Below are 25437 nucleotides of genomic sequence, written 5' to 3' on the forward strand. Positions count from 1 at the left end.
ATCTAGTCGATCACCGATTTCGGTATCTTCTTTGTTCTGGACTGCGGCATCGACGGCCTGGTTCACCTGTCGGACATCTCCTGGAACGAAGTCGGCGAAGAAGCCGTACGTCGCTTCAAGAAGGGCGACGAGCTGGACACCGTCATCCTGTCGGTTGACCCAGAGCGCGAGCGCATCTCGCTGGGTATCAAGCAACTGGAAAGCGATCCGTTCTCCGAGTACGTTGCTAGCAACGACAAGGGTGCAATCGTCAAGGGTGTTGTAAAAGAAGTTGACGCCAAAGGCGCCATCATCACCCTGGCCGACGACATCGAAGCCACTCTGAAAGCTTCCGAAATCAGCCGTGACCGCGTTGAAGACGCGCGTAACGTCCTGAAGGAAGGCGAAGAGATCGAAGCGAAGATCATCAGCGTTGACCGCAAATCGCGCGTCATCCAGCTGTCGATCAAGTCGAAAGACGACGCTGAAGAGAAAGAAGCTATCCAGAGCCTGAAAGAATCCGCTCCGGAAGCTGCTGCTGACACCACCATGGCTGCGCTGCTGCGTCAGGCAATGGCCAAACAGAACTAAGTTCTGCTGGTGTTAAAAAAGGGCGACTTCGGTCGCCCTTTTTTATGCCTGCGATTCTTGCTTGCGGCTGAAACCCTTACGCCAGTGAGCTTCGGCGTAATCAATGGCAAACAGCTATCATCCATTACGCCAAGGCGTATTTCTTCAAAATCCGATTAAGTCAAGAACCGCCCTGTTCAAATCCCTCAGGTCATGCTAAAAACAACGGAGCAATGATCTAGCTGCTTGATAAAGAAGGGAAAAATATGACGAAGTCGGAGCTGATCGAACGTATTGTCACCCATCAAGGGCTGCTCTCATCCAAGGATGTCGAGCTGGCCATCAAGACCATGCTTGAGCAAATGTCCCAGTGCCTGGCCACTGGCGATCGCATCGAAATCCGCGGCTTTGGCAGCTTCTCCCTGCACTATCGTGCCCCCCGCGTAGGTCGCAACCCAAAAACCGGTCAGTCCGTCAGCCTGGATGGCAAGTTTGTGCCACACTTCAAGCCAGGCAAGGAGCTGCGGGATCGGGTGAATGAGGAAGAGTCCCAAGAACACTAATCGGATAAAAGGAAGCCTCCGTGCGGAACTTCAAGCGGTTGATTTTGGTCGTATTTCTTTTGCTGCTAGCAGCGATGGTGCTGATTTTTGTGCTGGATAATCAGCAGCCGGCGTCATTGCATTTCATGGCCTGGACACTGCCTTCCCTGCCGTTGGCTGTATTTGTACTCATCGCATTGCTGGTTGGTCTGGCTGTGGGCCCCTTGTTGGTGCTGGCCGGCCGATTGCTTGGCAAAGAAGGGCGGGGGCGAGCTAAAGTTTGATTTTCGTAGCCTGCTTGGCGATTGCCAATGGCAAGGGCGTGGCTGATATAGATGTAAAAACGCTCAACGATAAGAGCGCAGCGAAACCTGATAAGGACTGAATTATAAATGCGCAACACCCCCGAGAGTAATCGGTTAGATCCAGAGTTGGACGTGCTTGAGTTACTTGGAAGCCTTTGGGCGAAAAAACTGATTATCTTGTCAGTCATGTTCCTCGCCGTCTTGGCCGCTGTGATTTATCTGTTCATCGCCAAGCCTGTTTATGAAGCCCGGGTTTTTGTCATTCCGCCGACCCAGAATGGTATCGCCGATTTCAACTACGGTCGTACTGCCGAGGCTGAGCTGAAACCGTACTCGGTCAAGGATGTGTACGAGGTTTTTTTGCGTGATCTTCAAGCGGAATCGTTGCGCCGTAGTTTTTTTGAAGAGTTTTATCTGCCATCGCTCAGCGAGTCAGAGCGTGCGGGTTCGCAAACTCGACTTTACGAAAAATTTTCTCGTGAGTTGGTGATTTCACCCAGTGGAAAAGACTCCCCTGATCGCTATTCCTTGACAGTGCAAGGCGAGGATCCACAGCGTGTGGTCGCCTGGGCCAAGACTTACGTTATGCGCGCCGGTGATTCGGCTCGTGAAGAGATGATAAAGAACGTCACCCGCGAAGCAGAAGTTCGCGCGAGGAATCTGGCTCAACAGATTGATCGTTTGCGCGAAGGTGGGCAGAAGGTGCGCGAGGACCTTATTGTTCAGTTGCGCGAGGCGCTGAATGTTGCGCGTGCAATTGGTTTGAAAGAGCCGCCGATTATCAGTGGGAATTTGTCTACCGAAGTGTCTGCGGGTATGGATGGGCACTTGAGCTACATGCGTGGTACCAAGGCGCTGGAGGCGGAGATTCAGAACCTCGAGCAGCGCAGGTCTGACGATCCGTTCATTACCCGTTTGCGTGACCTGCAGGCCCGGTATGCGTTCTATATGAGTGTTGAAGTCAACCCTGAGAGTGTAGCGGTTTTTCGCATCGACAGTCCTATAGAACAGCCTGACGCCCCGATCAAGCCAAGAAAATCTGTGGTGCTGGCCATGGCTGCGCTGGCTGGATTGCTCCTGGGTGTAGGCTATGTCCTGTTGGCAGCAGCGATGCGCCGGCGGCCGGTTCGACCGCAATAATTAAAGTGCTCGGTCATGACTCCAAAAGCGGCGGCGCCGCTTTTGGTGTTTCCGGGGCAGGCTCTGTTTTATCGTGAGGCCCGCTTTGCTATCGTGCAGCAAGGCGGCCTGAAAGCGAATTTTCGAGGGTGTAGCATGATTCCGTTCAACAAACCACCTTACACCGGTGCGGAAGATCAGTACGTTATTGCGGCGATGCGCAGCGATAAAATGTCCGGAGATGGCGAGTTTAGTCAACGCTGCCAACAGTGGTTTGAGACAAGCTTTGCTTGCTTGCGCACGTTGTTAACGCCGTCCTGTACCCAGGCGCTCGAAATGGCAGCACTGCTTCTGGATATTGGCCCTGGCGATGAAGTCATCATGCCAAGCTATACCTTTGTCAGTACCGCCAACGCCTTTGTTTTGCGCGGTGCCAAAATTGTCTTTGTTGATGTTCGGGCTGACACCATGAATATCGACGAAACCTTGGTTGAACAGGCGATTACCGAACGAACAAAAGCGATCGTTCCTGTGCACTATGCCGGTGTTGCCTGCGAAATGGACACGTTGATGGCCATTGCCGAGAAGTACGGCCTGTTCGTTGTCGAAGATGCGGCTCAAGGCATGATGTCGACCTACAAAGGACGGCCGCTGGGCACCATTGGGCATTTGGCGGCTTACAGCTTTCACGAGACCAAGAACTATACCAGCGGTGGTGAGGGGGGCTTGCTGCTGATTAATGACGAGCGCTTTGTTTTGCGTGCAGAAGTCATTCGTGAGAAAGGTACGAACCGCTCGCAGTTCTTTCGTGGGCAGGTCGACAAGTACACGTGGCGTGACATTGGCTCAAGTTTCTTGCCGGGTGAGTTGCAGGCTGCTTACCTCTATGCACAGTTGGAAAAATCGAAAGAGATCAATGCCCGTCGACTGCAAATCTGGGATATGTATCACCAGGCCTTTGCGGCTTCGGAATTGCATGGGCTGGTTCAGCGTCCCCAGGTTCCGGAGGGCTGCGAGCACAATGGCCATATGTACTACCTGAAACTCCAGTCGCTCGACCAGCGTGCGAAGTTCATCAGCCATATGCGTCAGCGCGAAATCTTGACGCCATTCCACTATATCCCTCTGCATGCCAGCCCTGCAGGCCAGCAGTTCGGCAGGTTTGTCGGTGACGACGTAGTAACGACTCGTGACAGTGAACGACTGGTTCGCCTTCCGGTCTGGTTCAACATGACGGATGCCATGGTGGCTACCGTCATTGATGCAGCGCTCGAGGGGCTGAGTTCAATTCAATGAGTGCTGTCCGTTCAGCCCTGTTCACGGGTGGCGCCCATGCATCGAAAGTGCTCATGGGCTTCATCCTTCTTAAGGTCATGGCTGTTTATCTTGGTCCGGAGGGCGTGGGTAAGCTCGGGCACCTGATGAGTGTTGTCAGTGTGCTGACGATTCTTTCCGGAGGCGGCATCATCAATGCGTTGGTCAAGTACTGTTCTGAGTACCACCAGACGCCCAGGAAACTGCTGCGTTTCATTTCGGCTGCGGTCACCTATGCCCTGTTATTCTCCCTGTTGGTTTGTATTGCGGGGATAGTGCTTTCACGGTCGCTTTCACTGTTTGTATTTGGTGTCGATGACTATCAGTCGATCATCATTCTGCTGGCCATTGCCCAGTTGGCACTGGCGTTTGCAAATGTTGTTTTCGGTGTCACCAATGGCTTGCGTGTAACCCACGTTTTCGCCTACAGCCAGATTCTTGGCAACGTCCTGGCGGTCCCTTTGTTATGGTTCTGTATCTCCCGTTATCTAGAGTATGGGGCCGGGGTTTCCATCGTTCTGGCTTCATCCTTGTGCGCGCTACCAGCACTGTACTTTTACCGTCGCTCACCTTTTTGGGGGCGGATTCGCCTATTCAAGATTGATGGGCTGTCGTTCCGGCAATTGTTTGCCTATACCACAATGCTGGTGGTCAGCACGCTGGCATTCCCGCTGGTAGAAATCACTGTGCGCAGCATGTTGATTTCCCAGGTGGGCTATCACGATGCGGGGATCTGGCAGGCGGCGATTCGCTTTTCTGCGGCGTACCTGGGTTTCTTTACCATGTTCCTGGCCTTCTATTTTGTGCCACGGATTTCCCCTGAACAGAACAGTACTGTCGTGGTGAAGATGACACTCCGGCACCTGTATCTGGTTCAGGCTATTTTTGTCCTTGGTGCGGGGACGCTGTACCTGGGGCGAACGTTCTTCATAAAGCTTATTTTTTCCGAAGAGTTTAGCCCGCTGGCCGACCTGATTATTTATCAGTTGCTGGGGGACTTTTTCAAAATATCGGCCTATGTCATCGGTTTTATCGCCGTGGCGAAGGCGGCAACGAAGTTATATATTATTGCCGAGGTGCTCCAGGGCGGTTTGTTTTTGTTGGGTGCCTGGCTGATGAGTCGCGCTCAGGTGGGCGTTGAAAGTGTTATGCAAGCATACGTTGTTACTTATATCCTGTACTTCGTTATTTGCTTGATCGGTTTGCGGGTTTATATGAGGAAGCAGCGTTGAGTCTCAAGGAAACCGGTGCGTCCGAGCGGGCGCAGCAAGCGCTCAGAGCCAGGGTCATTCACTTGTCTACCAATGATTTTGGTGGTGCCGGCAGTGCGGCTTTGCGCTTTCACGCGTCCTTGCTGGCAGCCGGGCACGACTCGCAATTGTTTGTGGCTGAATCCCGATCGTCCCATACCGTGCCGGCGGTAACGCGGGTGGTGAGCGAACTGTTCAAGGTCCGTATCAAGGCGTTTGCCAGGAAGCACTTGCCATCAAAAGTGTTCTCCAGGGTGCGGGCCCACTTTGCCGCTCGCGAGCGATTTTCGGCAAAAAGAAAGTACCTGTTCTTTTCTGTCGGCGAGTCCGCGGTTCAAGGCATCAATCCCGAGCTGGTTCAGCGTATTACCTCGGCAGATGTGCTCTTTGTGCACTGGGTTGCGGGCTTTGCCAACAGCTTCGATGTCCTGCAGATCCAGAGAAAAACTGGTTGCAAGGTGTATTACACCTCAATGGACATGGCGCACCTGACCGGTGGCTGCCACTACTACTGGCAGTGCACGGGTTTCCAGGTCGATTGCTCTGATTGTCCGGCGCTCGATCAGCGCCAGAAAAATTATGCGGCTTATCAGTTGCGCGCCAAGTCGGTGAATATTCTGCAGATGAAGGCGACATTATTGTCGGGTAGCCAGCGCATTCATGAGGCCGGAAAGCGCTCTGCCATTCAATATGCTGACCATCAGCTGTTGTCGCTGCCGCTGGACGCCGACCTGTTCAAGCCAGAACTGGCGCAGCGTGCTCCGGAGCGTTCGGTGCAGTTCCGGATGCTTACCAATGCCAATGATGCTGACGACCCGCGCAAGGGTTTTGAATACCTCTCCCTAGTGCTCGTCTGTCTGGAGCAGCAGCTGCTCGCGGGGGAGGAGATTGGTCTCCTGTGCCTGGCGCCGGATCGCTTCTCTCATCTGGGTCTTGAGCGTGTTAAAGTGATCCAATTCGACTACTGTCAAGGCGATGCCGCGTTGGCGGCGCTTTATCGTAAGGCTGATCTGTTTGTCAGTACGTCAATCGAAGATGCTGGCCCTATGATGGTAGGGGAAGCGCTAATGTGTGGCGTACCCGTAGTGGCATTTGATGTCGGCATCGCCACGGAGCTCGTGGAAGAAGGTCGCAATGGTTTTATCGTCGACCGGCTTGATGTCCGGCAAATGGCAGCACGTATCCTCAGTGTTTACCGGGCGCAAGCGCCTGATCTCGAGCAACCCGGCGTCATTCACGAGCGCGCAGCGCGTGTGTTCAGCCATCTGCACTGGGCTGACAGGGTTTCTGATTTGATTTCGGCTGAAATATAGAACTGGATAATTGAAATGAAAAAGAAAGCTTTAATTACTGGCGTTACCGGGCAAGACGGTTCTTATCTCGCCGAATTGCTGCTGGAAAAAGGTTACGAAGTTCACGGAATCAAGCGCCGGGCTTCTTCATTCAATACCCAGCGTGTGGACCATATCTATCAGGATCCACATGTTGCCAATCAGAATTTCGTTTTGCACTACGGTGATCTTTCCGACGCTTCCAACTTGACCCGCATCATCAAGGAAGTTCAGCCTGATGAAGTCTACAACCTGGGCGCCCAGTCTCATGTTGCGGTAAGTTTTGAGTCGCCTGAGTACACCGCGGATGTCGATGCCTTGGGTACCCTGCGGATTCTCGAAGCCATTCGCTTGCTCGGCCTGGAAAAGAAAACCCGCTTCTATCAGGCGTCGACCTCTGAGCTGTATGGCCTCGTCCAAGAGACGCCGCAGCGTGAAACCACGCCGTTCTATCCGCGCTCGCCCTATGCGGTGGCGAAGATGTATGCCTACTGGATCACGGTCAACTACCGTGAAGCCTACGGTATGTATGCCTGTAACGGTATTCTCTTCAACCACGAGTCGCCGCGTCGCGGCGAGACTTTCGTGACCCGCAAGATTACCCGTGCGTTGGCCAATATCAGTCAGGGGCTGGAAGATTGCCTGTACCTGGGCAACATGGACGCGCTGCGTGACTGGGGGCATGCCAAGGACTACGTTCGCATGCAGTGGATGATGCTGCAGCAGGAAGTTGCTGATGACTTCGTCATTGCTACGGGTGTGCAGTACTCGGTTCGCCAGTTCGTCGAGTGGTCAGCAGCGGAGTTGGGTGTCTCGTTGCGCTTCGAAGGCACGGGTGTTGATGAGGTTGCGATCGTTTCCGCCATCGAAGGTGACAAGGCGCCAGCGCTGAAGGTTGGCGATGTCATTGTGCGTGTCGACCCGCGCTACTTCCGTCCTGCGGAAGTAGAAACTTTGCTGGGCGATCCAGCCAAGGCAAAAGAGAAGCTGGGCTGGGTGCCGGAAATTACCGTTCAGGAAATGTGTGCGGAAATGGTCAGCGAAGATCTCAAGGTGGCCCAGCGCCACGCGCTGCTCAAGTCCCATGGTCATGACGTGCATGTAGCGGTGGAGCGTTAATCGTGAGCAAAGAAACGGTTTTCGTTGCCGGTGACCGCGGTATGGTCGGCTCGGCATTGATGCGTGCATTGAAGCAGCAGGGCTACACCAACATCGTTACGCGAACCCGGGAAGAGCTCGACCTGCTGGATCAGCGCCAGGTCAGTGCGTTCTTTGCCGAGCAGCAGATCGATCAGGTTTACCTGGCAGCGGCCAAGGTAGGGGGTATTCATGCCAACAATGAATACCCAGCTCAGTTCATTTATGAAAACCTGATGATTGAGGCCAACATCATTCAGGGCGCGTACGCCAGCGGCGTAAAAAAGCTGCTGTTTCTCGGGTCTTCGTGTATCTATCCAAAGTTCGCTGAGCAACCAATTGAAGAGCGAGCGTTGTTGACTGGCGTACTGGAGCCTACCAACGAGCCTTACGCCATCGCCAAGATTGCCGGTATCAAGCTGTGTGAAAGTTACAACCGCCAGTATGGGGTGGATTACCGCAGTGTCATGCCGACCAACCTGTACGGTCCTCATGACAACTATCATCCGCAAAACAGCCATGTGATTCCGGCGCTGATTCGTCGTTTTCATGAAGCCAAGGTGCGGGGTGACCAGGAGGTGGTCATCTGGGGCAGCGGCACACCGATGCGCGAGTTTCTGCACGTAGATGATATGGCGGCGGCCTGCCTGCATGTCATGAACATGGAGTCGCAGGTGTATCAGCAACATACCCAGCCGACCTTGTCACACATTAACGTGGGGACAGGCGTCGACTGCACTATTCGTGAGCTGGCTGAAACCATTTGTCGAGTGACCGGTTATCAGGGGCGTCTTGGCTTTGATGCCAGCAAGCCTGATGGCACGCCAAGAAAGCTGCTGGACGTCTCTCGTTTGAAGAACCTCGGCTGGCAGGCCTCTATCAGTCTCGAAGATGGCCTGGTCGATGCCTATCAGTGGTTTGTCGATCACGAAAGTTCGGCCAGACGCTAATGGCCGGCTATCTGCAGGCGGATGCATTCCGCACAGTCGTCATGCATACGCCTCTGATAGCGATTGACCTGCTCGTGTTGAATGAGCACGGGCAAGTGCTTCTGGGCGAGCGTTTGAATCGTCCCGCCCAGGGATACTGGTTTACCCCCGGGGGGCGGGTGCGCAAGAACGAGTCACTGGAACAGGCGTTTCGCCGCATCAGTCACTCCGAGCTCGGGGTGCAACTGTTAATGGCGAGCGCGACGTTTCGCGGTGTGTACGAACACTTCTACCGCGATAGTTACTTTTCGGCAGATGAGCACGATTCGGGCACTCACTATGTGGTACTCGCCTATACCCTGTTACTGGCAGATTCGGCACTTGAAAGCCTGCCACGTGAGCAGCATGCTGAATATCGCTGGGTCGACGTGCGCACAACTTCGTTGCGCGTGCATCAGCATGTCTTGGACTATTTCGATCAGGGCTGAGGGTTAAGCGAAGCGGGCAGTTGCTCTGTTTCACATGGTCGCTCGGGGTTCTGTCTAGGGTTGCGTCGTATGCTTTTCTACTATCTGCCTTTCATGGTTTCGGCGCTACTCTCGTTGCTGGGTGGCAAGCGCAAGCTTTGCTACTGGGGCTTGGCCGCCTTGCTGATTGCCATGTGTGCCTTCCAGGCGCCCGGGGTATCGGACGATCACGGGAACTACCTTGATTATTATGCAGGTATTGTTTCTGGTGAATTTGGGCCGTTTTTTGTCGAGCCAACTTTTTTCGTTCTGGCGAAGCTGTCTTCGCTACTGACGGGTTCAGCGATACTGCTGTTTGTTTTTTACGCGGTTTTGGGCGTCGGTAGCAAATTTTATGTGATGGAGCGGGCAACACCGTATCGTTGGTTGAGTGTTGCAATTTACCTGTCTTACTTCTTCTTGCTGCAGGACTTCACGCAGATTCGTATCGGTGTGGCCACCGGCTTGGTAATGTGTTCAGCTTACTTGGTGTTTAACGGGCAGTGGTCGAAAAGTCTTGCGGTCTTGTGTGGGGCCGTGTTGTTTCATTATTCGGCCATTCTGTTTCTGCCCTTTATGTTGCTCCGCGCAGCCGGGGTGCGTACGGTATTTTATATATATTTGTGTTGCTGCGCGCTGTTTGCACTCTACTTGCTGGACATCAGTGTGCTTAAAGGGTTTTTACAGCTCTTGTCGCTGCTGGAGAACCCTAGGCTCGACTTTTATATTAATAATATTCTTAGTGGTCAGGGTGGTTCGATCAACTTTTTTCGGGCGATATTTCATTTTGCGCTGTTATCGCCGTTGGTCTTTATGTTTGCTCGTATACAGCGCCAACAGCCCTTTATTGCTTACTCGGTGATCCTCCATCTAAGTGGCTTGCTGATCTTGCTGGCGTTGCACGATGCCCAGGTTGTGGCCTACCGGATATCGGATATTTTCAATCATTTCATGGTATTCTCGCTGCTTGCGTACGCCATTCTGTTTGGTCGCGTTGTCGGCGCTGCAGGGATGCTCGCAGTATCAACATTCCAAATCATCTATGTGTTGCAAGTCCTAGGCTTTGTGCAACCGTATACTTCGGTCCTGGGTGGCTTATGATTTTACCTATTGTGATGGCTGGCGGCTCCGGGTCGCGTTTGTGGCCAATGTCCCGTGAGCTCAACCCGAAGCAATTCCTGTCATTGGCAGATGAGCACACCATGCTCCAGGTGACGGTCGAGCGCCTGTCCGGTCTTACCGATCTGAAGCCGCAAATCATCTGCAACGAAGCCCATCGTTTCGTTGCCGCGGAACAGATGCGCCAGTTGGGTTTCGATGATTGCGAGCTACTTCTCGAGCCTGTGGCGCGCAACACCGCCGCTGCTATTACGCTTGCTGCCCTGAAGGCCGTACAGGACGGTCAGGATCCGCTCCTGTTGGTACTGGCGGCAGATCATTTGATCAGTGATGCCGAAGTTTTCCAGCAGTGCGTTCGCAGCGCATTGCCGCTGGCTCAGGCAGGCAAGCTAGTCACCTTCGGCATCCAGCCGCTGTCTCCGGAAACCGGCTACGGCTATATCGAACAGGGGCCGGCCGTGGGTTCTGGGTATGCGATTGCACGGTTTGTCGAAAAGCCTGACCTGGCCACCGCCCAACGCTATCTGGCCAGCAAGAAGTTCCTGTGGAACAGCGGTATGTTTCTGTTCAAGGCAAGCCGTCTGCTTGACGAGGTCAAGGCGTTTGCTCCGCAGATCCATGCTTGTTGCGCCGAAGCCCTGGAGCAAAGTTCCCGTGATCTGCATTTCACCCGCGTCGGTGCCGAGGCCTTTGCACGCTGCCCGAGCGACTCCATCGACTACGCCGTCATGGAAAAGACTGCCGATGCGGTAGTAGTGCCAATGAATGCCGGCTGGAACGATATCGGTTCCTGGTCCGCCTTGTGGGATGTTGGCCAGAAGGATGAAAGTGGCAACGTCGTCAGCGGCGATGTCATGGCTGATGAAGTGGAGCACAGCTACATCAAGTCGACCAGCCGCCTGGTGGCTGCCGTAGGGGTCCGCGACCTGATCATCGTTGAGACCAAGGATGCTCTGCTGGTAGCGCACAAGGACAAGGTCCAGGGGGTCAAGAAAATCGTTGAGAACCTCAAGGCCCAGCAGCGCCAGGAGTTTCATTGCAACAGCGAAGTGTATCGCCCGTGGGGTAGCTACGAGGCCATAGACCAGGGGCATCGCTATCAGGTCAAGCGTATCACTGTAAAGCCGGGCGCCAAGCTGTCGGTGCAGATGCATCATCACCGTGCCGAGCACTGGATCGTGGTCAGCGGTACGGCGAAGGTCACCAATGGCAAGGAAACCTATCTGGTGACCGAAAACCAGTCGACCTATATTCCTATCGGTCAGGTGCATGCCCTGGAGAACCCAGGAAAAGTGCCCCTCGAGCTGATCGAGGTGCAATCGGGTTCTTATCTGGGTGAAGACGACATTGTTCGTTTCGAAGATATCTACGGGCGGGCGTAAGCGAGGGGTTGCGGTTGAAAGTCTTAGTTGCGAGTTGTGTTTTTCCGCCCGAGCCGGTGGTGAGTGCCAGAACCAGTGCTGATGTCGCCCAGTACCTGCATGCCCAAGGACATGAGGTGCTGGTGGCATGTCCGACACCAACCCGCAACGTCGCCGCCGAAGGGCTGGATGAGAAGATCGCCGGTTTGAACATGCCGTTTCCGGTGTCACGCCTGTTTGCCTTTTCTTCGAAAAAATCCAGCTTCGTCTCACGATTTCTGGAGAACATCTCTTTCGGGTTGTCAGTATTTTTCTTCATCTTGCGTCAGCGCAAGGTTGATGTGATCTACGCCAACGTGTGGCCGTTGTTTTCCCTCGGCCTGCTGCTGATGGCGGCCAGGCTCAAGGGCATCAAGGTGGTCGCCAGTGTCCAGGACCTGTATCCGGAGTCCTTGGCCGTGCAAAAGCGTATCGAGGAAACCGGTGGCATTTATCGCGGCCTGCTCAAGCTTGATACGCTCATCGCGCGTAACTGCGATCACTTGGTGGTGATTTCCGATGGATTCCATCGTGCTTATACCGAGACGCGAAAAATCGATCCATCGAAGGTGACGCTTGTCCGAAACTGGGTTCAAGGCAGTCAGATTCAGGCCTTACCCAAGGAGCAGGCGCGAGGGGAGCTTGAGAAGGTGATGGGTTTGCGCCTGGCGCCTGAGCAGTTTCTTTTCGTGTATGGCGGCAATATGGGCGTCGCTTCCGGCCTGGATGAGTTCATGGGTTATCTGGATGGCGTCGATCCACGGGCAGTGTTCCTGTTTGCAGGTGACGGATCGCTGGTGCCGGAGCTCAAGCGGTTGCTAAAGGCCCGCGGTCTGGAGTCCCGTTGCCACTTCCTTTCGCCTTGGCCGTTCGAACTGACTCCGGCAGTGTTCGGTGCCGCAGATGCTTTGTTGCTGCCAACCGCCGCAGGTCAGGAGTTCGCCTCAGTGCCTTCCAAGCTGATCACCTATATGCTGGCTGGCCGGCCCATTCTGTTGCTGGCCGATGAGCGCAGCGAGTCGGCAATCGAGCTGGGCAAATCGGATGCGGGCCATACCATTGGCGTGCGTACCAATGCGGCAGTGCTGGAGGGGATGAACTATTTGCTCAATGCCTCATCTGAGCGTCTGGCCGCAATGGGAAGCAACGGTCGTGAATACGCCCAGGAGTTTTACTCGGCTGAGCGAGCAGTGCCCAAACTGAAGGCAATTGTTGAGGATGTCTATGAAGCTTGAACGGGTTAGGTTGGTTGACAGTGCTCAGGTCCAGGCATTTGCCGACTTGCATGTTCAGGCGTTTCCAGGCTTTTTTCTCAGTCAGTTGGGGCCGAAGTTTCTGGCCTTGCTCTACACCCATTACCTGCAGTCCGAACAGTGCGCCTGCATCCTTGCCTCTGATGATTCGGCAGGCCGGGCGCCCAAGGGGTTGGCGGTTGCCATTCGCCAGCCATCGCTGTTCTACAAGGACCTGTTTGCCAAGCATTGGCTGGCATTTGCCTTGCGCGCCTTGCCGAGCTTGCTGAAGAACCCGTTGTTCGTCGCCAAAAAATTATGGGCGGCGGTGTTTTATCGAGGCGATCAGGTCGAGAGTCTCGATACCGAGAATGCGGTGCTGCTGAGCACCATTTCGGTGTCGCCGCAGGCGCAGGGGCAGGGTGTGGGCAGGCAACTGCTGCAAGAAGTAGAGGCGTGGGCTGCCGAATCCGGCGCCGCTTTTGTGTACCTGACAACTGATCGCGATGCCAATGTCGAGGTCAACGGTTTTTATCAACGCAATGGTTATGTGCTGGAGTCCACGCTGAAGAAAAGTGGCAATCGCATCATGAACCGTTACATCAAACGCTTGCGGTGAACCTATGCAGAATACTCCGTTCCTGCCCTTCGCTCTTCCTGAACTGGGTGAAGAGGAAATCAATGAAGTTGTCGACACCCTGCGTTCCGGCTGGGTGACCACCGGGCCAAAAGCCAAGCAATTCGAAGCGGACTTTTCCAGTTTTCTTGGTGGTGATGTTGAAAGCATTGCCGTGAACTCGGCAACCGCCGGGCTGCACCTGGCGCTGGAAGCCATTGGTATCGGCCCAGGCGATGAAGTCATTCTGCCGTCCTATACCTTCACGGCAACTGCCGAGGTTGTCCGGTATCTGGGCGGCACGCCGGTTATCGTGGATGTGCTGGAAGAGACCTTCAATATCGATCCGGCGGCGATCGAGGCGGCGATTACCGAAAAGACCCGTGCGATCATGCCTGTGCACTTCGCCGGACTGAGCTGTGACATGGATGCGATTTTGCAGATTGCCCGTCGCCATGGCCTGAAGGTGGTGGAAGATGCTGCGCATGCACTGCCAACCACCTGGAAAGGCAGCAAGATCGGTACCCTCGAGTCCGATATCACAGTGTTCAGTTTCTACGCCAACAAAACCATGACCACCGGTGAAGGCGGCATGCTGGTGACCCGCAATGCGGAACTGGCCAAGCGCTGCCGGATCATGCGCCTGCACGGTATCAGTCGCGATGCCTTCGATCGTTATGTGTCGAAGACGCCGGCCTGGTTCTACGAAATTGTCGCTCCCGGTTTCAAATACAACATGAGCGACGTCGCCGCCGCCATGGGCATTCACCAGTTGCGTCGTCTTGAAGGCTTCCAACTCAAGCGTCAGGCCATGGCCGAGCGTTATCTTGAGGCGCTGAGCGATCTGCCATTGGTGTTGCCGCCTGTGGCCGCTGCTGGCGACATGCATGCATGGCATCTGTTCCCGCTGCGTCTGCGCGCAGAGGCAAATATCAAGCGCGACGACTTCATCATCAAGATGGCCGAACTGGGCATTGGTTGCTCGGTGCATTTCATTCCGCTGCACCTGCAACCCTACTGGCGTGAAAGCTGTGCCCTGAGTCCCGAGCAGTTCCCGGTAGCCCAGAGCCTGTTCGAGCAGGAGGTTTCGATCCCGCTCTACACCAAGATGACCGAAGCCGATCAGGAACGTGTGATTGCGGCGGTGCGATCGGTGTTGGCCAATGCTTAAGCGGCTCTTTGACATTGTCTGTGCTGCGCTGGGTCTCCTGGTGCTGTCGCCGTTGCTGTTGGCGATTTTTCTGTGGGTCAAGCTGGATTCGCCCGGGCCGGTATTCTTTCGACAGGAGCGTGTCGGACGTTTCGGTAATCTGTTCAGGATTCATAAGTTCCGGACCATGAAGCTGCACGCGGAAAGTGCCGGGCGCCTGACCATTGGCGAAGATTCGCGTATTACCCGCTCCGGTCGTTTTTTACGTCGCACCAAGATCGATGAGCTGCCGCAGCTCATCGACGTGTTGCTGGGGGACATGAGCCTGGTCGGACCGCGCCCGGAAGTACCAGAATTCATGAACTGCTATGAAGAATCGGTGCGCCGCAAAGTGCTCTCGGTGCGCCCAGGGATCACTGATCGGGCATCCATCGAGATGGTTGATGAAAGTTTGATCCTGGGCCAGTACCCGGATCCTCGGCAGGCCTATATTGATGTAATTCTGCCAATCAAGCAGAAGTACTATCTGGAGTATGTCGAGCAACATGGTGTGGTGACCGATATCAAGATCATTTTTGCCACACTTGCAAAGATCGTTTCTCGATGAGGTAGCCGTTACCCTGGTAAATCACAGGGTGGTGATGAATTGTTGCCACCGCTGGAGCGCCGGGAACGGGGTGTATGAACATGGAATGCTGCAGCAATGGCAGTGTCGGCTCAGGCGTAGTGGAGTTTGAAGATGGTGAAATACGATAGGCTACGGCTCTGGCTGGTTTCATTGCCGCGCCGTTACAAACGGTTGATTCAAGTCGCGGCAGACGTGGTACTGGTCTGGATTGCGCTGTGGATGGCGTTTGTCGTTCGCCTGGGTATTGAAGAAGCCATCAACCCTTTCACCACGCACCTGTGGATATTTGTTACCGCGCCGTTGATTGCCATTCCGCTGTTTATCCGTTTCGGCATGTACCGTGCGGTGATGCGCTACTTCGGCAACGATGCGCTGGTGACCATTATCAAGGCGGTGAGCCTGTCCTCGCTGATACTGGGCGTAGCGGTTTACTGGTACAGCAACCATCAAGTCGTGATCCCCCGTTCGATCGTGTTCAACTATTGGTGGCTGAGTCTGATCATGGTCGGAGGCTTGCGCCTGGCCATGCGTCAGTATTTTCTCGGTGACTGGTTCGCGGGCATTCAGAATGTACCTTTTACCAACCGTGACGATGGTTTGCCCAAGGTAGCCATCTACGGTGCCGGGGCTGCGGGCAACCAGCTTGTGGCCGCGTTGCGCATGGGCAAGGTGATGCGTCCGGTTGCATTCATCGATGATGACGCCAGCATCACTGACCGGACGATTTCCGGTCTGCAGGTTTTCAAGTCCAAGCATATCCAGCGCATGGTCGATATGACTGGCGCCCAGGAGATTCTCCTGGCCATTCCGTCTGCCACGCGCGCGCGCCGGCGGGAGATACTCAGTTACCTGGAAGGCTTCCCGCTGCATGTGCGTAGTGTGCCCGGCTTCATGGATCTGGCCAGTGGCCGGGTCAAGGTCGATGATATCCAGGAAGTGGATATCGCCGACCTGCTGGGCCGCGACGCGGTTCCGGCACAGGATGACCTGATCGAACGTTGCATCAAGGGGCAGTCGGTAATGGTGACCGGGGCCGGTGGTTCGATCGGTTCGGAGCTGTGCCGGCAGATCCTCAAGTCGCAACCTACTACCTTGCTGTTGTTCGAGCACAGTGAGTTCAACCTCTACACCATTCTCAGCGAGCTGGAACAGACCATCAGCAGGTCTTCGTTGCCGGTAAGGGTCTTGCCTATTCTTGGCTCCATCCGTAATCAGGCGCAGTTGCTGGATGTCATGAAGACCTGGAGTGTCGATACGGTGTATCACGCTGCAGCCTACAAGCATGTTCCCATGGTTGAGCACAATATCGCCGAAGGCGTGTTGAACAACGTCATCGGCACGCTCAATACGGCGCAAAGCGCATTGCAGGCCGGAGTTGCCAACTTTGTCCTTATCTCCACGGACAAGGCGGTTCGTCCCACCAATATCATGGGCAGTACCAAGCGTCTGGCGGAAATGACCCTGCAGGCGCTCAGCCAGGAGCTCGCGCCGGTTCTGTTTGGTGACTCGGACAAAGTCTCCCAGGTCAACAAGACGCGTTTTACCATGGTGCGGTTCGGCAACGTGCTGGGCTCGTCAGGCTCGGTGATTCCGTTGTTCCACAAGCAGATCAAGGCGGGCGGGCCACTGACGGTCACCCACCCGAAGATCACTCGCTACTTCATGACCATCCCCGAGGCGGCCCAGTTGGTTATCCAGGCCGGCTCCATGGGGCAGGGTGGGGATGTGTTCGTGCTGGACATGGGCGAGCCGGTCCGCATTGCCGAACTTGCGGAAAAAATGATCCACCTTTCCGGGCTAAGCGTGCGTTCTGAAAAGAATCCGCACGGCGATATTGCTATTGAGTTCACCGGGCTGCGTCCAGGCGAGAAACTCTATGAAGAATTGCTGATCGGTGACAACGTCGTTGCTACCCGACACCCGATGATCATGAGCGCTGCCGAAGATCATCTGCCTTGGGAGACGCTCAAGGAGCGTCTGCACCGGCTACTGGCGGCGGTTGCCGGTGATGACTACGGGCGGGTTCGCCAGTTGCTGCGTGAAACCGTTAGTGGCTATACGCCGGACGGTGAAATTGTCGACTGGATCTATCAGCAGCGCCGCCTGGATCCGTGATCTGTACCATTAAATTGTGAGCCGCGCGCTGCCTTGTCTTCATCTGGGAGTGTTGATAGGGTGGTTCTTCGTGAAGCGTATAAAACGGTGAGGCGTTAATGGCATTCCTTACACCTGCTGAACTGGCGTCAAAAGGGTTCAAGAAACTGGGTTCCAACGTACTGATCAGTGACAAGGCCTCTATTTACAACTGCGACCAGATCGAGATCGGCGATAACTCCCGAATTGACGATTTCTGTGTCGTCTCCGGTAAGGTGTCGATCGGTCGCAATGTGCATATCGCCGTTTTCTGCAATGTTGCCGGGGGCGAGCCAGGTATCACCCTGGAAGATTTTTCCGGCCTGGCCTATGGCTGTCATGTATTTGCCCAGTCCGATGACTATTCCGGCAAGACCATGACCAATCCCACGGTCCCCGCGCAGTTCAAGGGCGAAACCAAGGCCGCGGTCCGACTTGGTCGTCACGTGATCATCGGCACCTCCTCGATCGTAGTGCCCGGAGTCAACGTCGAGGATGGCTGTTCTGTCGGGGCGATGACCCTGGTGACCAAATCCACTGAAGCCTGGGGTATCTATTTCGGAATCCCGGCAAAGCGAATCAAGAATCGCAACAAGGGCCTGCTCGAGTTGGAAACGCAGTACCTGTCGACACCCTGAGTCAAAACACGCCGCCCTGGCGCGCCAGGATATTGTCGATCAATTGTGCTGGAATACCTTGCCTGCCGTTCGTCTGTTTCTGACGGGCAAACCCGAAAAAGTGCCTATTTTGCTGGGCTTTGCGACCTTTTGGTCGGGAACTTTTCCTACAAAGATTGGCCAGAGAGTGGTTTGCCTTTGCATAAACTGTCACAATGCGCGCCTTTCTCGTCTGATGACAGGGAAGTTTCTCCGGGATCGAGTCAATGGGGCAGGGAGCGCTGCTTACCAGGATTTTGGTGACACCTCGCTTGTCGTTGGAGCCATTGTTACTCGACCAGGCAGGCATGTGCGTGACCAGCATTTCCCGTATACCCCCCGTAAGCCAAAGTAGCGATATCGATTTTTTTGCCGTGGTTCAAAGCCTCTGGAAGCAGAAATTTCTGATCGTTGCTGTCACTCTGGCAGTTGGGGCGGCGGCGGGAGCCTATGCCTTCCTCACCACTCCCGAGTATCAGGTCAGCACCACGCTGCGCCCTGCTGCGCTCAACGATCTGGATGCCCTGAACCGCTCTGGTGTTTACTCGCTGCCGCGTGAGCAGGCGCTCACCCGCGTCGGCGCCGCGCTTGATTCCTACGATGTGCGCCTGGGTTACTTCCGCGCCAATCCTCAGCTTTTCGCTCCTTTGCGCATGCCTGGCCAGACCGACGAACAAGCTTTCGAAGAGTTCAACCGCAATTCCATCAAGCTGGTGCAGCCGGACCCCAAAAAGAAGGTTGACCTGCTCAGCGCCTACATTGGCATGGAGTTGCGCTATCCAAAGAATGTCGACGGTGACGAGATCCTCAACGGCTTCGTTAAATACGCCATTGAAAGCGAGCGCCAGCAAGTGGCCTCGGACTTGTCGGTCATTATCAAGAACCGCTTGAATGAACTGGATGGCAAGCTCGACGCAGCCCGTGCTGGATATGAAGCAGGCAAGGAGTCACAAATTGCCACGCTGCTGGAGAAGGACAATCTCACGCGCGCGCAACTGCAAGATGAACTTCGGGCACTGCGCGTTCAGCTCAAGGCGCGCCGTGCCGACCGAATCGCCCAGCTGGATGAAGCCATCAGCATCGCCCGTTCGCTGGGCTTGAAGAAGCCGTCTACCCCTTCGGCCATGGCCAGCGAAGGCGAGTCTGGTGGCAATGTGATCCGTACTGAGGTCAATAACCAGCAGATCCCGCTGTACTTCATGGGTACCGATGCCCTGGAGGCCGAGCGCAAGGCCCTCCGTCAGCGAACTTCCGATGACTTCACCGACCCGCGGGTGGCGCAGATCGGCAAAGAACTCATGCTGCTGAAGAACAATCGCCGGATCGAATCATTGAAACAGCGAGAGAACGAAGATGTGTTCTTGCAGAACATCGAACCGTTGCGTTCTGAAATGGCCCGCTTGAAAAAGCTCGATATCGATGTGATGCGCTTGAATCTGGTCACCATTGACCAGTACGCGCTGGAGCCACTCAAACCCGTCTGGCCGAAAAAGTCGCTGATGATTCTAGCGGGCCTGGCCGTGGGGGGTATGTTGGGGGTGTTGCTGGCGATCATTCGTTACTTTGTCGTCTTGCGGATGACGAAGGTGGCAAAGGGCGGCGAGCCATTGGGCAATCCCCAGTAAGTCAACACCGGTTCGCAGCCCTTGTACGGGCTGCGGGCAGGTCCGCTGCCTGGCTCCGTGAAAGGGGCATGGTTACTTCTCAAGTTAATGTGCACGGCAGACGGCTTTCTTGAAGGGCCGCGGCCAGCATTATTCAGTTCATCAAGACCAACTGGTCAGATTTTACATAGGGACGCGTTACATGTTCACTAACAAGACCATTCTCATCACCGGTGGTACCGGCTCCTTCGGCAACACGTTCGTGCCGATGACACTGGCCAAGTACAACCCCAAGAAGATCATCATCTTCTCGCGTGATGAAATGAAGCAGTGGGACATGGCGAAGAAATTCGAAGGTGATTCCCGCGTGCGCTTCTTCATTGGTGACGTGCGTGACAAGGATCGTCTGTACCGGGCGCTGGATGGCGTCGATTACGTGGTGCACGCGGCGGCAACGAAGATTGTTCCGACTGCGGAGTACAACCCGTTCGAATGCATCAAGACCAACATCAATGGTGCAATGAACCTGATCGACGCCTGCATCGACAAGGGCGTGAAGCGGGTCGTGGCGTTGTCCACCGACAAGGCCAGCAGCCCGGTTAACCTGTACGGCGCCACTAAACTGGCTTCCGACAAGCTGTTTGTTGCCGGTAACTCCTACGCTGGCGGCCATGACACGCGCATGTCGGTGGTCCGTTACGGCAACGTGATGGGCTCGCGTGGTTCGGTCATCCCGTTCTTCATGTCGATCAAGGACAAGGGTGAGTTGCCGATCACCGATGAGCGTATGACGCGCTTCATGATCTCCCTGGAAGAGGGCGTGGAACTGGTCTGGCATGCTTTCGAAGATATGGAAGGCGGCGAAATCTATGTGAAGAAGATCCCGTCCATGAAGGTGACCGACCTGGCACGGGTTGTCGCTCCCGAGGCTCGGCAGAAAGTCGTCGGTATCCGCCCGGGCGAGAAACTGCATGAACAAATGATCAGTGCTGAAGACGCTTATTACACCTACGAGTATGCCGAGCACTTCAAGATCCTGCCGGTCATCAATGACTGGGCCAACTGCGAGAAGCGCATCAAGGACGGCAAGAAAGTGCCGGAAGGTTTCGTCTACGCCAGTGACAACAACACGGAGTGGATGAGTGATGCCGATCTGCAAGAGTGGATCACCATCAACAAAGAAAAAATCGGGAGCATCTGAGCCATGATCCCTTATGGTCGCCAGGACATCAGCCAGGCTGATATCGACGCTGTCGTCAGCGTCCTGCAGTCCGACTTTCTCACTCAGGGCCCAATGGTGCCGGAGTTCGAGCAGCGGGTTGCACAGCATGTAGGCGCGCGTCACGCACTTGCGCTCAATAGTGCAACGTCGGCATTGCATGTTGCCTGCCTGGCCCTGGGGCTGGGGCCTGGTGATCGTTTGTGGACTACCCCGGTTACTTTTGTCGCATCGGCAAACTGCGCCTTGTACTGTGGGGCGCAGGTCGATTTCGTGGACATCGACCCACGCACCTATAACCTCTGCCCACAAGCCCTGGCGCGCAAGTTGGAGCTGGCGGAGCAAGCGGGGACGCTGCCCAAGGTTGTGGTCCCGGTGCATCTTTGTGGTCAGCCCTGCGACATGCAGGCGATCCATGCGTTGGCCGTGCGATACGGATTCAAAGTCATCGAAGATGCCTCGCATGCCATTGGTGGCCAATACCAGGGCGAGTTCATCGGTAACGGCAAGTACAGTGACATTACTGTGTTCAGCTTCCATCCGGTGAAGATCATCACCACCGCCGAAGGCGGTATGGCGGTCACCAACGACGACGCATTGGCACAAAAGATGGCCTTGCTGCGCAGCCATGGCATCACCCGCGACCCGCAACAGATGACCCATGAAGCTGATGGGCCCTGGTACTACCAGCAGATCGATCTGGGTTTCAACTACCGCATGACCGAACTGCAGGCGGCCTTGGGTGTGAGCCAGATGCAGCGCCTCGATCAGTTCATCGCTCGCCGGCATGAACTGGCGGCGCGCTACAATGAACTGCTGGCAGCATTACCGCTGACCCTGCCGTGGCAGCATCCAGACAGTTATTCCGGATTGCACCTGTATGTGATTCGCCTGCAACTGGACAAGATCGACAAGACCCATCGCCAGGTTTTCGAGTCGTTGCGTGAGCAGGGTATCGGAGTCAATCTTCACTACATTCCGGTACATACCCAGCCTTACTACACCGCCATGGGGTTTGCCCGCGGCGATTTCCCTGAAGCTGAAGCCTATTACCGGGACGCCATCAGCATCCCGATGTTCCAGACCATGAGCGAGTCTCAGCAGGACGTGGTCGTCGCTGCACTGACCAAGGCCTTGCAGGCATGAAACTGGCGGTCATTCCCGCCCGTGGCGGCAGCAAGCGTATTGCGCGCAAGAACATCAAGATGTTCTGCGGCAAGCCGATGATCGCCTGGTCGATCGAGGCCGCCCTCAATAGCGGTGTTTTTGACCGGGTGATCGTCTCGACCGACGATCTGGAGATCGCCGAGGTGGCCCGCCAGTCCGGGGCACAGGTGCCATTTATCCGTCCCGCGCTACTGGCTGACGATCACAGCGGCACAGTGCCGGTGATTCAGCATGCCATTGAGTGGTTCGAACAGGACGGGCAGCAGATCGATTACCTGTGCTGCCTTTACGCAACGGCACCCTTTGTAAGGCCCGAGGATTTGCAGGCAGGGCTCGACGCCTTGATCCGTGAACAATGCGATTTTGCCTTTGCCGTTACCCGCTATGCATTTCCTGTCCAGCGGGCAGTACGGATCAACACCCAGGGCCGGATTGAAATGATCTATCCGGAGCAATTCAATACCCGCTCGCAAGATCTACAGGAAACCTTTCATGACGCTGGCCAGTTCTATTGGGGGCGTACGCAGGCCTGGCGGTTGGGCAAGCCCGTGTTTGGGCCCGGCTCGGTACCGGTAGTGCTGCCAGGCCACAGGGTCCAGGATATCGACACGCTTGAAGATTGGGTTCGGGCTGAATGGATGTTCCGGGAAATGAACCGGTAAACCTTGATCCGGCTCAGGAGTCGCGAAAGGGCTTTCAGGGTAAGTTGCCAGGGTTGTTGTGATGCTGCGTAAGATCATTGAGGTAGGCGGGTGGATCGATTGAAAGTTGTGTTCCGTGCAGACGCCTCCGTCGAGATTGGCATCGGGCATGTCATGCGCTGCCTGACCCTGGCCGATGAGCTGACCGCACAGGGCGCGCACTGTCACTTCATTTGCCGGGCGCATACCGGGAATCTGATCGAGCAGATCAGGTCCCGCGGCTATCAGGTCCATCCGCTGCAAGTGGTGACCGGCATTGCCGGCAATCCGGGGGCGGACCGCGGAATCTACGGTTATTGGCTGGGGGCCAGCCAGGCAGAGGATGCGGCTGCGTGTGCTGCGCTGCTTGAAAGCATCAGGCCGGACTGGCTGGTTGTTGATCATTACGCTCTGGACCAGCAATGGGAGGGCAGTATTGCGGGGTTGTCCCGCAAGTTGATGGTCATAGACGACCTAGCCGATCGAGCCCATCAGTGCGACCTGTTGCTTGATCAGTCGTTGGGACGTTCGCCTCAGGATTATTGCCGATGGGTGCCTGCGCACTGCAGGTTACTGTGCGGTGTACAGCATGCATTGCTGCGACCGGATTTTTCCGCGTTGCGGGGCGATAGCCTGCAGCGCCGGGCGGCATTTGCCCTCAGGAACGTGTTGATCACCATGGGTGGCGTCGATAAGGACAACGTCACGGGACGCATTTTATCGGTCCTGGAAACGCTTTCCCTGGCCACTATCTCCCGGGTAACCGTAGTGATGGGGGCTACCGCGCCCTGGCTCGAAGAGGTTCGTGCCCAAGCCCGGACCCTGCCATTCAGCACCGAGGTCAAGACCAATGTCAGCAACATGGCAGAGCTGATGGCTGCCTCTGACCTTGCTATCGGTGCGGCCGGTGCAACCTCATGGGAGCGTTGCTGCCTGGGTTTGCCGACGCTGATGGTTGTGCTGGCGGAAAACCAGGTATTTGCCGCCCGACAACTGGCAGCTACCGGCGCCGTGCTGACGCTGGCGCTGGATGAGACTTTGGGCCGCGACCTTGCCCGGTATCTGGAACAGGCGAGTGGGGATCCGTCCATGTTGGAACAAATGAGCCAGCAGGCACGAAAGGTTGTCGACGGCTCCGGCTGCCGGGTCGTCGCGCAGGTTATGGCTGAATCGGAAAAGGATTGAACACGTGCAGGCATTTGGAAAACTGCGAAATATCGAGGCTGACGAAGTCGGCCTGATGCTTGAGTGGCGAAACGCACCCGCCGTGCGGGCCAACATGTACACCCGGCATGTAATCAGCGAGCAGGAACACCTGGCATGGTGGCAACGCTTGCAGCAGCGCCAGGACCAGCAGTACTTCATGTACGAGTGGCAGGGGGGGGCTGCGGGGATTGTCGGCTTCACCGACATCGACACCCACAGCGCCAATGCCAGCTGGGCGTTCTATGCCGCCCCGGATGCCGCCAAGGGCACTGGCAGCCGTATGGAGTTTCTCGCGCTGGAGCATGCGTTCAACGTGCTGCAGCTGAACAAGCTCAATTGCGAGGTGCTGGCATTCAACAGTGCCGTCATCAAGCTTCACCAGAAGTTCGCCTTCCAGGTGGAAGGTATTTTTCGCGAGCAGCACCGTGTGGACGACGCGTACGTCGATGTATACAGGCTGGCGCTGCTGTCCCGTGAGTGGGATATGCACCGTGATGTCATGCAAGAAAAACTGAATAAATTAATTCGAGGCCAATGATGAATCCGATGATATCCATTGCAGGGCGGGCAATCGGTGCCGCGCATGCGCCTTACATCATTGCCGAGCTGTCTGCCAACCATAATGGCAAGCTCGAAACAGCAATGAGGATCATCGAGGAAGCGAAGAAAGCCGGCGCCGATGCGGTCAAGCTGCAAACCTACACCGCAGATACCATCACGCTGAACAGCGATGCTGAAGAGTTCCGCATTCACGGGGGGCTGTGGGATGGCCGTACCCTGTACGACCTCTATCTGGAGGCGCAGATGCCCTGGGAGTGGCACCAGCCGTTGTTCGAGCATGCCCGCAAACTGGGTATCACCATTTTCAGTTCGCCCTTTGACTTTACTGCCGTCGACTTGCTGGAAAGCCTGAATGCCCCGGCTTACAAGATTGCCTCCTTCGAGGCAATCGACCTGCCATTGATCAAATATGTGGCTGGCACTGGCAAACCCATGATCATTTCTACCGGCATGGCCGATGCCGAAGAGATCAGCGAAGCGATCGAGGCCGCGCGTGAGGGCGGCTGCAAGGAGCTGGCAATTCTTCATTGTGTCAGCGGCTATCCGGCGCCGGCTGCGGAATACAACTTGCGCACCATTCCCGACATGGTTCGCCGTTTTGGTTTGGTCACCGGGCTTTCCGATCACACCCTGGACAACACCACTGCGATTGCCGCCGTTACCTTGGGCGCTTCGATCGTCGAGAAGCATTTCACCCTGGATCGCAAGGGTGGAGGACCGGACGACAGTTTCTCGCTGGAGCCACTGGAGCTCAAGGCGCTGTGTCAGGACAGCAAAACCGCGTGGGCGGCACTGGGTGACGTCAACTACGCGCGCAAATCCAGCGAGCAGGGCAATGTGCAGTTCCGTCGCTCGCTCTACTTCGTCAAGTCACTGGCCGCAGGTGATGTGGTTACTGCCGATGCGATCCGCAGCGTCCGTCCAGGGCGTGGTGTTGCGCCGAAATACTTCGATGACGTTGTTGGTAAATACGTGAAGGCGGCAGTAGAGGCCAATACCCCCGTGGACTTCGCAAATATAGAAGGCCTGTGATTGACGCAGTCAACGCTGGGTTCAAACCCGTGGACCAAGGAGATAGAAATGG

At 55.7% G+C, this 25437-nt stretch carries 25 protein-coding genes and 1 pseudogene; 25 read left to right on the forward strand and 1 reads right to left on the reverse strand.

The genetic code is table 11. From position 1 onward, the window contains the following. The 18 genes and pseudogenes from ACIOVF_RS18170 to ACIOVF_RS18255 form a co-directional block, all read left to right on the forward strand. Positions 1 to 570 (forward strand): annotated as a pseudogene (locus tag ACIOVF_RS18170) (S1 RNA-binding domain-containing protein); the annotation flags it as partial. Positions 571 to 815: 245 nt separating this feature from the next. Next, positions 816 to 1112, forward strand: coding sequence for an integration host factor subunit beta (gene ihfB, locus ACIOVF_RS18175; protein WP_045195381.1), 297 nt, complete (start codon positions 816 to 818; stop codon positions 1110 to 1112). Between the two features lie 20 nt (positions 1113 to 1132). Beyond that, a complete protein-coding gene (locus tag ACIOVF_RS18180; RefSeq protein ID WP_045195379.1) occupies positions 1133 to 1375 on the forward strand; it encodes a lipopolysaccharide assembly protein LapA domain-containing protein in 243 nt (80 codons plus the stop codon). A 108-nt stretch (positions 1376 to 1483) separates the two neighbouring features. Further along, on the forward strand, positions 1484 to 2536 hold the full coding sequence (locus ACIOVF_RS18185) for an LPS O-antigen chain length determinant protein WzzB (RefSeq protein WP_401291294.1): 1053 nt from the start codon (positions 1484 to 1486) through the stop codon (positions 2534 to 2536). A gap of 135 nt (positions 2537 to 2671) precedes the next feature. Then, positions 2672 to 3811 carry a dTDP-4-amino-4,6-dideoxygalactose transaminase gene (gene rffA, locus ACIOVF_RS18190; protein WP_123567182.1) on the forward strand — a complete coding sequence of 380 codons (1140 nt, stop codon included), beginning with the start codon at positions 2672 to 2674 and terminating at the stop codon, positions 3809 to 3811. Next, positions 3808 to 5061 carry an O-antigen translocase gene (locus ACIOVF_RS18195; RefSeq protein WP_401291297.1) on the forward strand — a complete coding sequence of 418 codons (1254 nt, stop codon included), beginning with the start codon at positions 3808 to 3810 and terminating at the stop codon, positions 5059 to 5061. Before rffA ends, ACIOVF_RS18195 begins: the two co-directional genes overlap by 4 nt. Further along, entirely contained in the window at positions 5058 to 6392 is a 1335-nt protein-coding gene (locus tag ACIOVF_RS18200; protein WP_045195374.1) for a glycosyltransferase, read from the forward strand. The genes ACIOVF_RS18195 and ACIOVF_RS18200 overlap by 4 nt, the downstream gene beginning before the upstream one ends. 15 nt (positions 6393 to 6407) lie before the next feature. Beyond that, entirely contained in the window at positions 6408 to 7529 is a 1122-nt protein-coding gene (gene gmd, locus ACIOVF_RS18205; protein WP_045195372.1) for a GDP-mannose 4,6-dehydratase, read from the forward strand. Between the two features lie 2 nt (positions 7530 to 7531). Then, on the forward strand, positions 7532 to 8497 hold the full coding sequence (locus ACIOVF_RS18210; RefSeq protein WP_093380434.1) for a GDP-L-fucose synthase: 966 nt from the start codon (positions 7532 to 7534) through the stop codon (positions 8495 to 8497). Next, positions 8497 to 8964 (forward strand): GDP-mannose mannosyl hydrolase, encoded by a 468-nt coding sequence (locus tag ACIOVF_RS18215; protein ID WP_045195367.1) that lies wholly within the window; start codon positions 8497 to 8499, stop codon positions 8962 to 8964. The genes ACIOVF_RS18210 and ACIOVF_RS18215 overlap by 1 nt, the downstream gene beginning before the upstream one ends. 69 nt (positions 8965 to 9033) lie before the next feature. Beyond that, positions 9034 to 10083, forward strand: a complete 1050-nt coding sequence (locus ACIOVF_RS18220; protein ID WP_045195365.1) for an EpsG family protein — start codon at positions 9034 to 9036, stop codon at positions 10081 to 10083. Continuing rightward, on the forward strand, positions 10080 to 11483 hold the full coding sequence (locus ACIOVF_RS18225; protein ID WP_045195362.1) for a mannose-1-phosphate guanylyltransferase/mannose-6-phosphate isomerase: 1404 nt from the start codon (positions 10080 to 10082) through the stop codon (positions 11481 to 11483). The genes ACIOVF_RS18220 and ACIOVF_RS18225 overlap by 4 nt, the downstream gene beginning before the upstream one ends. 59 nt (positions 11484 to 11542) lie before the next feature. Continuing rightward, complete coding sequence (locus ACIOVF_RS18230; protein WP_177329143.1) at positions 11543 to 12736, forward strand: glycosyltransferase family 4 protein; 1194 nt, start codon at positions 11543 to 11545, stop codon at positions 12734 to 12736. After that, the gene (locus ACIOVF_RS18235; protein ID WP_184959555.1) at positions 12726 to 13352 is read left to right on the forward strand and encodes an N-acetyltransferase; all 627 of its coding nucleotides are present in this window, start codon (positions 12726 to 12728) and stop codon (positions 13350 to 13352) included. The genes ACIOVF_RS18230 and ACIOVF_RS18235 overlap by 11 nt, the downstream gene beginning before the upstream one ends. Before the next feature lie 4 nt (positions 13353 to 13356). Then, complete coding sequence (locus tag ACIOVF_RS18240) at positions 13357 to 14520, forward strand: DegT/DnrJ/EryC1/StrS aminotransferase family protein (RefSeq protein WP_123567185.1); 1164 nt, start codon at positions 13357 to 13359, stop codon at positions 14518 to 14520. Beyond that, positions 14513 to 15106, forward strand: a complete 594-nt coding sequence (locus ACIOVF_RS18245) for a sugar transferase (protein ID WP_045195354.1) — start codon at positions 14513 to 14515, stop codon at positions 15104 to 15106. The genes ACIOVF_RS18240 and ACIOVF_RS18245 overlap by 8 nt, the downstream gene beginning before the upstream one ends. A gap of 132 nt (positions 15107 to 15238) precedes the next feature. Then, complete coding sequence (locus tag ACIOVF_RS18250; RefSeq protein ID WP_045195352.1) at positions 15239 to 17242, forward strand: nucleoside-diphosphate sugar epimerase/dehydratase; 2004 nt, start codon at positions 15239 to 15241, stop codon at positions 17240 to 17242. Between the two features lie 98 nt (positions 17243 to 17340). After that, complete coding sequence (locus ACIOVF_RS18255) at positions 17341 to 17898, forward strand: O-acetyltransferase (RefSeq protein ID WP_093380442.1); 558 nt, start codon at positions 17341 to 17343, stop codon at positions 17896 to 17898. Position 17899: 1 nt separating this feature from the next. Here ACIOVF_RS18255 and ACIOVF_RS18260 read toward each other — a convergent pair whose 3' ends face one another. Next, complete coding sequence (locus ACIOVF_RS18260; protein WP_195886046.1) at positions 17900 to 18241, reverse strand: hypothetical protein; 342 nt, start codon at positions 18239 to 18241, stop codon at positions 17900 to 17902. Between ACIOVF_RS18260 and ACIOVF_RS18265 the strand changes: the two genes are divergently transcribed. The 7 genes from ACIOVF_RS18265 to pseI all read left to right on the forward strand — a co-directional run bounded on the left by ACIOVF_RS18265 (position 18231) and on the right by pseI (position 25385). After that, complete coding sequence (locus tag ACIOVF_RS18265; RefSeq protein WP_052676505.1) at positions 18231 to 19541, forward strand: Wzz/FepE/Etk N-terminal domain-containing protein; 1311 nt, start codon at positions 18231 to 18233, stop codon at positions 19539 to 19541. The genes ACIOVF_RS18260 and ACIOVF_RS18265 overlap by 11 nt on opposite strands. 181 nt (positions 19542 to 19722) lie before the next feature. Further along, a complete protein-coding gene (gene pseB / locus ACIOVF_RS18270; protein WP_045195347.1) occupies positions 19723 to 20721 on the forward strand; it encodes a UDP-N-acetylglucosamine 4,6-dehydratase (inverting) in 999 nt (332 codons plus the stop codon). 3 nt (positions 20722 to 20724) lie between these two features. Beyond that, positions 20725 to 21885, forward strand: coding sequence for a UDP-4-amino-4,6-dideoxy-N-acetyl-beta-L-altrosamine transaminase (gene pseC / locus ACIOVF_RS18275; protein WP_045195345.1), 1161 nt, complete (start codon positions 20725 to 20727; stop codon positions 21883 to 21885). After that, positions 21882 to 22568 (forward strand): pseudaminic acid cytidylyltransferase, encoded by a 687-nt coding sequence (pseF, locus tag ACIOVF_RS18280; protein ID WP_093380444.1) that lies wholly within the window; start codon positions 21882 to 21884, stop codon positions 22566 to 22568. Before pseC ends, pseF begins: the two co-directional genes overlap by 4 nt. Before the next feature lie 108 nt (positions 22569 to 22676). Next, positions 22677 to 23771 (forward strand): UDP-2,4-diacetamido-2,4,6-trideoxy-beta-L-altropyranose hydrolase, encoded by a 1095-nt coding sequence (pseG, locus tag ACIOVF_RS18285; RefSeq protein ID WP_401291423.1) that lies wholly within the window; start codon positions 22677 to 22679, stop codon positions 23769 to 23771. Positions 23772 to 23775: 4 nt separating this feature from the next. Next, the gene (gene pseH, locus ACIOVF_RS18290) at positions 23776 to 24330 is read left to right on the forward strand and encodes a UDP-4-amino-4,6-dideoxy-N-acetyl-beta-L-altrosamine N-acetyltransferase (protein WP_230090889.1); all 555 of its coding nucleotides are present in this window, start codon (positions 23776 to 23778) and stop codon (positions 24328 to 24330) included. After that, positions 24327 to 25385: a pseudaminic acid synthase gene (gene pseI, locus ACIOVF_RS18295; protein WP_052676496.1), complete on the forward strand. Its 1059-nt coding sequence runs from the start codon at positions 24327 to 24329 to the stop codon at positions 25383 to 25385. Before pseH ends, pseI begins: the two co-directional genes overlap by 4 nt. Positions 25386 to 25437 lie beyond the last annotated feature (52 nt).

This window comes from Pseudomonas sp. NPDC087612, assembly GCF_044743505.1.
Classification (GTDB): Bacteria; Pseudomonadota; Gammaproteobacteria; order Pseudomonadales; family Pseudomonadaceae; genus Aquipseudomonas.